The 11,756-nt window shown below is 34.1% G+C and carries 12 protein-coding genes and 1 other RNA gene; 2 read left to right on the top strand and 11 right to left on the bottom strand.

Annotated features, from left to right (window positions below; translation table 11 throughout):
• Positions 1-14: 14 nt before the first annotated feature.
• Together ACZ2G0_RS09925 and ACZ2G0_RS09920 are read right to left on the bottom strand one after the other, a co-directional pair.
• The gene (locus ACZ2G0_RS09925) at positions 15-1,097 is read right to left on the bottom strand and encodes an efflux RND transporter periplasmic adaptor subunit (RefSeq protein ID WP_300286392.1); all 1,083 of its coding nucleotides are present in this window, start codon (positions 1,095-1,097) and stop codon (positions 15-17) included.
• A 157-nt stretch (positions 1,098-1,254) separates the two neighbouring features.
• Positions 1,255-1,641 carry a hypothetical protein gene (locus ACZ2G0_RS09920; RefSeq protein WP_470307495.1) on the bottom strand — a complete coding sequence of 129 codons (387 nt, stop codon included), beginning with the start codon at positions 1,639-1,641 and terminating at the stop codon, positions 1,255-1,257.
• Positions 1,642-2,055: 414 nt separating this feature from the next.
• Here ACZ2G0_RS09920 and ACZ2G0_RS09915 point away from each other — a divergent pair, with 414 nt between their 5' ends.
• A complete protein-coding gene (locus ACZ2G0_RS09915; RefSeq protein WP_470307494.1) occupies positions 2,056-2,625 on the top strand; it encodes a pentapeptide repeat-containing protein in 570 nt (189 codons plus the stop codon).
• Positions 2,626-2,770: 145 nt separating this feature from the next.
• Here ACZ2G0_RS09915 and ACZ2G0_RS09910 read toward each other — a convergent pair whose 3' ends face one another.
• The 6 genes from ACZ2G0_RS09910 to glyA all read right to left on the bottom strand — a co-directional run bounded on the left by ACZ2G0_RS09910 (position 2,771) and on the right by glyA (position 8,410).
• The gene (locus tag ACZ2G0_RS09910) at positions 2,771-3,277 is read right to left on the bottom strand and encodes a GNAT family N-acetyltransferase (RefSeq protein ID WP_470307493.1); all 507 of its coding nucleotides are present in this window, start codon (positions 3,275-3,277) and stop codon (positions 2,771-2,773) included.
• Between the two features lie 82 nt (positions 3,278-3,359).
• Positions 3,360-5,159, bottom strand: a complete 1,800-nt coding sequence (locus ACZ2G0_RS09905; RefSeq protein WP_470307492.1) for an ATP-binding protein — start codon at positions 5,157-5,159, stop codon at positions 3,360-3,362.
• 14 nt (positions 5,160-5,173) lie between these two features.
• Positions 5,174-5,626, bottom strand: coding sequence for a response regulator (locus tag ACZ2G0_RS09900; RefSeq protein ID WP_300286152.1), 453 nt, complete (start codon positions 5,624-5,626; stop codon positions 5,174-5,176).
• Between the two features lie 56 nt (positions 5,627-5,682).
• On the bottom strand, positions 5,683-6,237 hold the full coding sequence (locus ACZ2G0_RS09895) for a helix-turn-helix domain-containing protein (protein WP_470307491.1): 555 nt from the start codon (positions 6,235-6,237) through the stop codon (positions 5,683-5,685).
• A 177-nt stretch (positions 6,238-6,414) separates the two neighbouring features.
• The gene (locus ACZ2G0_RS09890; RefSeq protein ID WP_470307490.1) at positions 6,415-7,008 is read right to left on the bottom strand and encodes a MiaE family protein; all 594 of its coding nucleotides are present in this window, start codon (positions 7,006-7,008) and stop codon (positions 6,415-6,417) included.
• A 127-nt stretch (positions 7,009-7,135) separates the two neighbouring features.
• A complete protein-coding gene (glyA, locus tag ACZ2G0_RS09885; protein WP_470307489.1) occupies positions 7,136-8,410 on the bottom strand; it encodes a serine hydroxymethyltransferase in 1,275 nt (424 codons plus the stop codon).
• Between the two features lie 107 nt (positions 8,411-8,517).
• On the opposite strand from glyA, the gene fahA reads away from it, so the two are divergent.
• A complete protein-coding gene (gene fahA, locus ACZ2G0_RS09880; RefSeq protein WP_470307488.1) occupies positions 8,518-9,810 on the top strand; it encodes a fumarylacetoacetase in 1,293 nt (430 codons plus the stop codon).
• 55 nt (positions 9,811-9,865) lie between these two features.
• On the opposite strand, the gene fsa is transcribed toward fahA, so the two are convergent.
• From fsa to ffs, 3 genes are all read right to left on the bottom strand, one after another.
• Positions 9,866-10,522: a fructose-6-phosphate aldolase gene (gene fsa / locus ACZ2G0_RS09875; protein ID WP_470307487.1), complete on the bottom strand. Its 657-nt coding sequence runs from the start codon at positions 10,520-10,522 to the stop codon at positions 9,866-9,868.
• A 181-nt stretch (positions 10,523-10,703) separates the two neighbouring features.
• A complete protein-coding gene (locus ACZ2G0_RS09870) occupies positions 10,704-11,516 on the bottom strand; it encodes an SDR family oxidoreductase (RefSeq protein ID WP_470307486.1) in 813 nt (270 codons plus the stop codon).
• Positions 11,517-11,651: 135 nt separating this feature from the next.
• Positions 11,652-11,749, bottom strand: an RNA gene (ffs, locus tag ACZ2G0_RS09865) — signal recognition particle sRNA small type.
• Positions 11,750-11,756 lie beyond the last annotated feature (7 nt).

Raw genomic sequence — 11,756 nt, 5'->3', positions numbered from 1 at the left:
TTTATGTGATGAATTTATTCAGCCTTCAATCTTAAATGTGAAATCACATCAGCAGCCTTTAAAACTTTGAACTTAATGATATCATTTTCTTTTACTTTTTGAACACCTTCTAGTAAAATTTTATCACCCATGGTAAGACCGCTTTCAATTACATATAAATCAGGAATTTCACCTTTGATTTTAATCTCTTGTGAGTGTACCTTATTTTTATTATCAATGACAAAAACATATTTTTTATCCTGAATCTCGTAAGTCGCTTTTTGAGGTATTACCAATGCATTTTTAAGCGGTACGGTCATTTGCACTTTTCCAGTTTCGCCGTTTTTTAATAGTTTATCAGGATTAGGAAAACGAGATCTAAAAGCAATATTACCCGTTTCACTATCAAATTCACTTTCGATTACTTCAACATTTCCCTTATATTTCAAAGCTACTCCATTGGCTAAAAGCAAACCTACTTTGTTATCAGCACGATTTTTAATATCAGTTTCATAGTTCAAATACTCAGGCTCAGATACATTGAAGTACGCAAACATTTGACTATTATCAGATAAGCTTGTAAGCAACTCACCTTCATCAATCAGACTCCCTAATTTTTTAGGTATTCTATCGATAGTTCCTGAAAAAGGGGCTTTGATATTCGTTGCAGACAAATGAAAATTAGCAACCGCTAATTCTGCTTTGGCTTGTTCTAGTCTTGCTTTGGCGACAGCCAATTCATTTTTAGAAACTACATTTTTGTCTGATAATACTTTTGTATTCATCATCTCGATCTCAGATGCCTTTACTTCTGCAATGGCCTTTTGATACTCGGCTTCGTACATGGTTGGTAATATTTTAAACAAAAGTTGTCCTTGTTTAACAAATTGACCTTCATCAACATAAATTTTTTGTAAAAATCCTTTTTCGAGTGCTCTAATTTCAATGTTTTTGACCGATCTAATTTGCGAAACATATTCTTTAGTGAAAGAGGTATCAATGGTCACGGGATTTGTGGCTGTGTATATTTCTTCTGCCTCTTTTTCTTCTACTTTTGAGTTACAACTCACTACGCTTAATAGGACTATTAGTCCAGATAAAATGGAAATTCTCTTCATGATTACTATGAATTGAGTGGTGGAATGCTTAAATTAAATTGTTCTTTGGGATAAATTTGGAAATACAATAGACGGAACGATTTATTAATCGTCCTTACAAGCCAATTTTAGACTGATAAAAAATGGTGAAGAAAAAAATCTATTGTATGGGTGTCAATCAAATACGAAGTACTTGCTGCGAAATGTAAATAGGTTGGGAATAACCGTAAAATGGCTGTTCGTTTTTTAAACCTTTAGCACTGTCCTTGATAATTACTATGACAGGAAGTGATGGGAAATTTTTCTTAGTTGAACTAAGTTTTAAAGAAAAAAAAGAATTAGAAACATCATCATTATTGAAAATTTCTTCAACAATTAGATATTCGCTTTCTACGGTAATGCTAGCATGTAAACTAGATTTACCTAAAAAATCAGTCTCCACCTTATTCGCAAGAGGCGATTGCTCCACAGAAAACCTTTCTAAAGTAGTTTTCTTGTGTGCATCTTGTCCATTCCCAAACGAGAAGAATGAAGCGAATAATAATATGATTAGATAGACTCTCATTTAGACATCAAATGTAGTTAAAGATTAAAAACTAAATCAAATTTTATGATTTTGTTAAGTAAAATTCAACGAAATCGATTGATTCATGCTGATTCTTCAAAAGACCACTATTCTAAATAACTATAATTCAGGTAGTTGCATTTTAACAGTTTTAATTGATTCCTCATTTAAAAAACTAAAATGACCCATATTTGGCTTAATTACGTTAAAAAGCTATCAATAACTGGATTAAATTCCATAATAAACTTAAAAATAGCAAATAATGGTATACTCAATCAATAGTTCTAACAAATACTACCTATATAACAAAGTCCAAGACAACCAAATTTTATTAGTCTTCTTAAAATAGATGTAGTACGTTTGTGGGTATTGTTCGTCCTCCATTTTAAAAATTTAATTTAGACCATACAAACTATGTATGCTTACAACCTTAATCAGGAATTTAGCGATTCAGTCTATCGATTGGAAGAAATTAATTTCAAAGAATTTGAGTCGTGTACTTTTACGAACTGTGATTTTTCAGGTTGTAATTTTATTGCAGTCACCTTTGTAGACTGTACCTTTTTTAATTGCAATTTTAACGGCGCTAACATTAACCATGTTGCATTTAGAACGGTATATTTCAATTCATGCCAAATCAAAGATGTGAATTTTGCCATGTGTGACAAACTGATATTTGAAATTCATTTTAAAAAATCAGTATTGGATTTTTCAAAATTTTATAGTTTGAAATTAAAAAGCACCTCATTCATAGAATCTAGCTTAGTAGCGGTTGACTTCATGGCAGCAGACTTAACTAACGCTCAGTTTATTAATTGTGATCTATATCGAGCCGAATTTGACCGAGCAAACGCTTCCAAAGCTGATTTTAGAACTAGCATAAACTTCAGTATTGATCCCTCAAGAACTAAAATTAACAAAGCACTTTTTGCGAAAGCAGGTTTGAAAGGTTTGTTAACTAAACACGATATAATAGTACAATAATGGTACGTATAACCTTACTGAAAAGGAAATTAAGAACTCCTAATTGTTATTAAAAGTCAAATATAAATAGCTGCACTAAAAAAACAATCTGGTAAACCTTAATTATAAATTATTCGCTATAGCCGAAAGTTGCTATAATTGCTATTTATTCAATTAAAAGAAGAGACAATTTCATAACATAGTCTTCCATAAGATACCCATGATCCAAGTGAATATCCTCTTGAGCAATTATTTTGAATCCTATTTTTTGATAAAAAGAGAGCGCTTTATTAAAACGATTTACATTTAATGATAGTGCGGTCATTTTATTGGCGATTGCTAACGTACTGATGTGATCAATAAGTTGCTTGCCATAGCCTTTTCCTTGTGTCTCTGGCAGAAGATATATTTTATGAATTCTAGTGGTTAATTCCGCTTTATAGTTGTGTTCATAAGAGGCAAAACCAATTGATGTCGCACCATCGACCGCTAGTAAAAAGCGATGTCCTTTGTTTAGTATAGCATCATGTAAAGAAGCTTCTGAATAAAAAGAGTCTAACATATAAGCTAGTTGCTTTTCAGACAGAATTGCGCCATAGGTCACAAGCCAAATTTTGTAAGCCAAATCTTTTATGGTGGAAATATCTTCTAAACCAGCTTCTATTATGTTCATATAATCCAACTAATAAATCGTTTTTATGACTCCTTCACAAAATCCAACAAGGAATTACTTTGAAGTAAAAAAACTCAAACAATTAAAATTGAACCGATTTTTTAGGGATAAAAATGGTGAATTCCGTTCCAACATTAGGCTCTGACTCCACTTTAATATAGCCACCATGATTATCTACGATTCTTTTACAAATTGCTAATCCTAGACCTGTACCCGAATATTTAGGATCTTTTTCTAAACGTTGAAATAAAATAAAAATTTTATCAGCATATTCTTGTTTAAACCCTATTCCATTATCTTTCAAGACAATCTTGTGGTATTCTTCATCTAATATTAATTTATCACCACAAAAAACGTTCTCAAAGATATCTTCAGTATAAATGTTTATTAATGGAGCAACATCATCCTTACTGTATTTTAGAGAATTTGAAATTAAATTAATAAATAATTGATCCAACTGAAACGAAATCGCTTTCATTCTAGGCAAGGTGCCCAATTCGATCGTAGCGTTTTTATCTTCAATATCAGATGAAAGTTCATCAATAGCTCTATGAATGGTTTCTCGTAAATCAATATCTACATACACTTTGTCACCTTTGATTGTTCGGGAGTAGTTAACGAGATCAATCAAGAGCGTTTGCATTTTGTTTGCTGATAGTCGAATTTTAGCAAAATAAGTTTTTGTAACATCTGAAACAGCATCTATTTCGCTTCCTTCAATTCGCGAAATAAACATTTGGATTTTATGCAATGGCTCTTGCAAATCATGACTTACAATATTATTAAAAGATTCTAATTCATCGTTAATACTTTTTAACTCAATATTACTTTCTTCTAATTCTAACGTTTTCTTATAGCCTTCAGTCATGTCGTACAGCACGCCCGTTTTTACTATTTGGTCACTACTGTTTTTAGTAAAACTTCCTACCGATTTAATGTACTTTGTTTGTCCATCTGCCAAGATAAAACGAAACATAATACTCGTGGTTTCCTCAGTCAAAAATGAACCGTTATGTCTTTCGATAACATACTCTAAATCATCAGGATGTATGAATTTAATAATACTGCTTAATTTGGGTTCAAAAGCTCCTGGTTCTTCTCCTAAAAGTCTATAAAAATTATCTGAGAAAGTATAAACACCTGTTTGGCCGTTGACCTTCCAATGTCCAAAACCGGCTATTTTTTCAGCATTATTAAAGGAAAGATTCAAGAATTTTAATTCATCATTGGCCTTTTTGAGTTCAACGATATCCACATTCATTTTGTTAAAGGAGAGCAGCAATATTAGCAGGGAAAGAATCACTAATAAAAAAGCACTAATGATGGAGTCTTCTAATTCAAATTGGTGTTTAACATTATGAAACTTGATTTTATCTCCTTCGTTGTTAATTGTTTTATGGACAAATTTCTTCATCAAATCCGTAAAACTATTACTTTCTTGCAACTTGGCATGAAATTTTTCTTGGTCAAAATTCTTGCTTTTAGAAAGCAATAAAGTCTCTCTAAACAATTCAAATCGGCGATCTAATAAACGATTAAGCTCCTTAAGATCTCTTAATCGCGCTGGATTATCAGCAACTAATTTATTAATTCTTTTAATATTTTGCTCGATTTCTCCTTTGTCCAAGAATCTGTTATCAAGATAAGCCTCATCCTTAGTAATTATGTATCCTCTCAAATTGTTCTCGTACATACTAATAACAGAAAGCACTTTCTCAAGTTCTAACTGTGTTTCTGTAGAAGTAGCGATTAGACTGACCGAAGCATCTAACGCTTTCATTTGCGTATAAAAAACAGAAGCAATATAGCCAACTACTAAAATAGCTATACCGAGAGCAATCTTAAATATTTGCGTATTTTTATATAGTTTAAGTAATTTCATGCTCCTCTTTTTATCTAGATACTAAAGAAAAAAGTTTCCTTATTTAAACCTGAAGAGTGAAATTGCCAGTTTATATTTAATACTTCTTTGATCACTTTTTTCAATTTGGTAAAATCATTTGGTTTTTTGATATATATATTAGCTCCTTCAATAAAAGTTTCTTCTATATCTTTTTCTGAAGACGAGGTTGAGTAAATAGCAACAGATACATCTTTAAACCTGCTATTTGCTCTAATCAACTTTAGACATTCAAAGCCGGACATGTAGGGCATATTTAAATCTAAAAACAATATGTGAGGCACGACAATATCTGGATCAGATAGATAGTCCATCAAATCTTGTCCATCATTAAATAAGGTTAACTTATTATTCATTTTTAGTTCTGCCATTGCCTCACTAAAAAAAGTGCGGTCATCTTCGTCGTCATCAGCAATCAAAATGTGCATTAAGTCCTTATTTGAAATCATATAGCGTATTTTATTATTATTTTAATTTTTATTTTTGGCTTGCAACTAGAACCTTTCTAATTGGATAACCCTCTTCGTTTGTCCACAATTCTTTTAAAAGCGGAGGGTGTTAAACCAGTAACTTTTTTAAATTGGCTTGATAAATAAGCTACACTACTGTAATTTAATTTATAGGAAACCTCAGTTAATGTCAATTGTTCCTCGATAATTAATTTCTTAGCTCTTTCTATCTTTTGAATAATAATAAAGTTCTCAATTGATGAATACGTATGTTCACTAAAAATATTAGTGATATAGCCGTAACTAAAATTCAATTTATCAGATAAATACTGCGATATAGTTACTGATGGTAGTTTATCATTTTCGTAAATCATCTCTACAATCGTGTCTTTAATTTTTTGAATTAATTGACTCTTCTCATTATTTACAATAAAAATAGAATATCTATTAAGGGAAGCTTGCAACTCGGCAAATGCATCCTTAGATACGCTGTCACTTATTTCTAATTCGCCCAGTTCTAACATCTGGTACTTAATGTTCAATCTTTCTAATTGCTCTTGCAAAATCACTCTACAAGCCGCAATTCCGTCATATTTTATATAGAGTTTCATTTAAAAAATTTACAATTGTTTAGTGTTTGAAGGCATAAATATAATTCAAATTTTACAAAAATGATTATATAGGCCGTACCTGAGAGCAATTTTATCAAAATATATAAGATTAAACACGCTATAATACTGATGTTAAGTAATGCTCCAAGTTTTAACAAAAATCACTTTACAACCTATTTACCCATGTATAGAATCACTTTTTCCGTAATTTTCAATAATTGAAGCTTCAAAATCAATCCATTCTCTCCATCTTTGCTCTACATCAATCCCTACACCATATTTTCTAGCATAAGTTATAAATGTGGTGTAATGTCCCGCTTCGCTTTCCATCAATTCTCTGTAAAAAATAGCTAGTTCTTCATCCTGAATGTTCTCTGACAAAACTTTAAATCGTTCACAACTTCTCGCTTCGACCATAGCCGAAAACAATAATCGTTCCACAAGACTCGAAACCCTACTTCCAGTAGCACTTTTTTTCATGTAGAGATACAATTCATTCACATAATCATCCTTACGCTCACGTCCTAATTTCAGTCCGCGCTTAATAATTATGTTGTGTACTTGTTCAAAATGGTCAATTTCTTCTTTGGCCAAAGCCAATAAATCTTTCACTAAGTCCTGATGCTCCGAGTTGTTGGTTATAATCGTGATTGCATTTGTAGCGGCCTTTTGTTCGCACCAAGCATGATCAGTTAAGATCTCCTCAATATTTTTCTCCACAATATTAACCCATCTCGGGTCGGTAGGTAGTTGTAATCGTAATACACCCATTTTTTTAGTCTTAAAGTTTAAATGTTAGAAAGCCAAAAAAGAAAAAATCGAAGATCGAAATAAAATAGCGATTTAAATCCCTATTTTAGACTTTCGACCTTCGACCTTTGTACTTTATGACTTCTTATTAGAAAACGAAAATCGCTCTTTCGCTCATCATATCGTTAACTTCATCTGCAACAGCTTCAATTACTGCTTCATCAGTAGGATTAACTAATACTCTATCAATCAATTCCACGATAGTTTCCATGTCCTCTTCCACTAGTCCACGAGTTGTAATCGCAGCCGTTCCTACACGAATCCCTGATGTTACAAATGGTGATTTGTCATCAAATGGAACCATATTTTTGTTTACCGTAATCTCCGCTTTTACTAAGGCATTTTCAGCTTCTTTACCTGAGATTCCTTTATTTCTTAAATCGATTAACATCATGTGGTTATCAGTACCTCCTGATATTAAATCATAACCTCTACTTACAAATGCTGCAGCCATTGCCTTCGCATTTTTTTGTACTTGCATTGCATAAGTAAAGAATTCATCCTGTAATGCCTCTCCAAAAGCTACTGCCTTAGCTGCAATGATGTGCATTAATGGTCCACCTTGATTTCCAGGAAAAACCGCTAAGTCCAATAAAGCTGACATCATACGGATTTCACCTTTAGGATTCGTCAATCCCATTGGGTTTTCAAAATCATTCCCCATTAAAATCAAACCTCCTCTTGGTCCACGCAATGTTTTGTGTGTAGTAGTTGTAACAATATGGCAATGCGGAATTGGATCATTCAATAACCCTTTAGCAATTAATCCTGAAGGATGAGAAATATCAGCAAGTAACAAAGCGCCAACACTGTCAGCGATTGCTCTAAAACGCTCAAAATCCATATCACGAGAATAAGCTGACGCTCCAGCAATAATCATTTTTGGTTGCTCCTTAGTAGCTATTTCTTGTATTTTGTCATAATTTAAAAGTCCTGTTTCTTTTTCTACACCGTAAAAAACTGGATCGTACAAACGACCTGAAAAATTAACAGGTGAACCATGTGTTAGGTGACCACCATGCGATAAATCAAATCCTAAAATTTTATCTCCAGGTTTCAAACAAGCATGAAAAACAGAAGCATTAGCTTGTGAGCCAGAGTGCGGCTGAACATTAGCATAGGTAGCACCAAATAATTCTTTGGCTCTATCGATAGCAATTTGCTCAACTATGTCGACTACTTCACAACCTCCATAATATCTTTTCCCTGGATAACCTTCAGCGTACTTATTAGTTAATACTGATCCAGCTGCTTCCATTACTTCATCACTCACAAAGTTCTCAGAGGCAATAAGTTCTAATCCGTTTATTTGTCTATCTTGTTCGTCTAGAATAAGATCAAAAATTTGTTCGTCGCGTTGCATTTTGTTGTTTTTAGTTAATTTGAAGCAAAAATACAAAAAAACGTTTGTGAAACTGTTAGATTATGATATATTTGACTTATAATTTTCAACAAAACAATTAACACTATATGCCTATATCAGCCAACGATACTAAACGAAAATCATGGTTAGAAGTTGCTCCAAAAAGTGACTTCCCCATTCAAAACATTCCCTTTGGAGTTTTCCTAACCAAAGAAAATGTAGTTACTGTAGGAACAAGAATTGGTGATTCTGCAATCGATTTGGGTGCCTTGCAGCAACTAAACTATTTTGAAGGTATCGAACTTACTGATGATATATTCATGCAAGATACTTTGAATGATTTTATCTCTGACGGAAAAAAAACATGGCGATTAGTTCGAAATAGAATCGCTGAAATCTTTGATGAAAATAATCCTAAGCTTAGAGATAATGCTAAGGATAGAGATATCGTTATTTTTAAGATGGAAGAAGTAGAGATGCAATTACCGGTATTAATAGGTGATTACACTGATTTTTATTCTAGTAAAGAACATGCAACCAATGTAGGTAAAATGTTTCGTGATCCCGAAAATGCCTTACTTCCTAACTGGTTACACATCCCCGTAGGATACCACGGTCGTAGTTCGACAATCGTACCTTCAGGAATTCCAGTACACCGCCCAATGGGGCAAACCTTACCTAATGGTGAATCAAGTCCTGTATTTGGATCTTCTCGTTTAATTGATTTTGAACTTGAAACTGCCTTTATTACTACAGATGCTAACATTATGGGAGAAACCATCCCAATCAATGAAGCTGAGGATTATATTTTTGGAATGGTATTATTGAATGACTGGAGTGCTCGTGATATTCAAAAGTGGGAGTATGTACCATTAGGTCCATTCCTTGCTAAAAATTTCGCCTCTTCAATATCTCCTTGGATTGTAACCATGGATGCCTTAGAACCTTTTAGAGTTTCAAGCCCTAAGCAAGACCCAAGTCCGCTTCCTTATTTGCAACAGAAAGGAAAACACTCCTTTGATATACATCTAGAAGTAGCAATTCAGCCCGAAAACGCAACGCCTACCGTAGTAAGCAAATCAAATTTCAAACATATGTATTGGACCATGAGCCAGCAGTTAACGCACCACACCTCTAACGGCTGTCGTGTAAACTCAGGTGATATGATGGGATCAGGAACCATTTCAGGTCCTACTCCAGGAAGTTTTGGTTCGATGTTAGAATTAACTTGGGGTGGTAAAAACCCAATTAAACTTGATGATGGCTCGGAACGAAAATTCATCAATGATAACGACACGGTGATCATGAAAGGTTTTTGTGAAAACACGCAAGTCCGCATCGGTTTTGGAGAAGTTTCCAGCAAGTTGCTTCCTCCCTTTGTTAGAAACAAAGTACATTAAAAATAAAAAGGCCCATTTCATTTGAAATGGGCCTTTTACTTTATAAAAGAGATAATTATTTATTTCCTTTCTCAAAATCAGCAACAAACTGTGCTAATCCAATATCCGTCAATGGGTGTTTTAACAAACCATAAATTGCAGATAATGGACCTGTCATTACATCCGCTCCAATTTTTGCACAGTTAACAATATGCATGGTATGACGCACTGATGCCGCAAGAATTTGAGTTTCGTACCCAAAATTATCATAGATTTCTCTGATTTCTTCAATCAATGCTAATCCGTCAGTCGAAATATCGTCTAAACGACCAATAAAAGGAGAAACATAAGTAGCACCCGCTTTAGCAGCTAATAAAGCTTGACCAGCTGAGAAAACTAACGTTACGTTGGTCTTAATTCCTCTGTCAGAGAAATATTTCGCAGCCATAACCCCTTCCTTAGTCATTGGCAACTTTACAACAATTTGCTCATGTAATTCAGCCAATTCTTCACCTTCCTTAATCATACCGTCATAATCCAGTGCATTAACCTCTGCACTTACATCTCCTTCAACAAGATTACAAATATCCACGTAGTGTTTCAAGATATTATTCTTTCCAGTGATACCTTCTTTAGCCATCAACGATGGATTAGTAGTTACCCCGTCTAAAACTCCTAAAGCTTGCGCCTCCTTAATCTGCGCTAAATTAGCTGTGTCAATAAAAAACTTCATAATATTATTTTTGTTTAATTGTGTGTTTTTGTTTTTTGGGCGTGACCCTTCAGTGCGCTTTGTCGTTCCTCCAAGCCACTTCGGGTCGGGCTATTCGTTACAAGTCCTCCCATCGTTCCGCTATTGCTACACGATGCTGTGGGCTTTTCACTACTATCCCTCACGCAAATCAGTTGTAAAATTACAACTTATAATGCTTCATCAATATTTTTTCATACATTTTATCAGGCAATATCCTCTTTAAAACAATCGAGAATTTCTGCATAAAAGCACCTACTCTATAATGTATTTTAGGACTTTTAGTTTCAATGATTCTATAAACCGCTTCAGCCATTTCATTTGGATTACTCCCACCGTCAACATGCTCATCCATCGTTCGTAATGACTCCCCATAAGAAGCCTCGTATGCGGAACCCTTAACTACTGGTGCATGATAGCGACCAGATGCAATATTAGTAGCAAAATCTCCAGGCGCAATATTAGTAATAGCAATCCCAAAGGACTTTACCTCCATACGCAAAGATTCTGTAATTAATTCAAGTGCCCCTTTTGATGCCGAATAAAGAGAACGAAAAGGCAACCCCATATAACCCGCAATTGAGGTAATATTAATAATTAAACCCGTTTGCTGCTCCCGCATTTGAGGCAGTACCGCCTTCATCACTTCAATAGGTCCAAAAAAATTAGTATCAAAATGATTCTTCATTTCAGTAGTAGGAATCTCCTCTAATGGTCCGGCTATACCTACACCGGCGTTGTTAACAACAACATCTAAACGACCCGATATTGCAATCACTTTGGCTACAGCCTGCGCAATTGACTCAGGATCTCTAACATCTAAAGCTACCAAAGGAAAAATGGAGTTCAAAATACGATCTGGGTTTCTACTAGTACCGTAGACAACAAATCCTTTCTGATGCAGAAATTCACCAATCGATTTTCCGATACCGGAAGAACCACCAGTGATCAAAATTACTTTCTTATTCGAACTCATAATTAGTTATGGTATTTACCGAGCACCAAAAATAAAAAAATCCTCCCGAAGGAAGACTACTTTTGTATTTAATTTATAAACTTTGCTTTTAATGTAAAAAAAAATCTGATTCACATTAGTGATCAGATTAAAAAAAAATGGCAAGCGACCTACATCGCACCGCTCAACCACGTACCCTTGCTATGTTCCCATCCTGGGGGAGTCTGCAGGAGCTGGTCGTGTAGGACTTGCCGGTGCAAA

The organism is Flavobacterium sp. KKT103, assembly GCF_055640565.1.
This window is presented reverse-complemented; position numbering and strand designations above follow the sequence as displayed.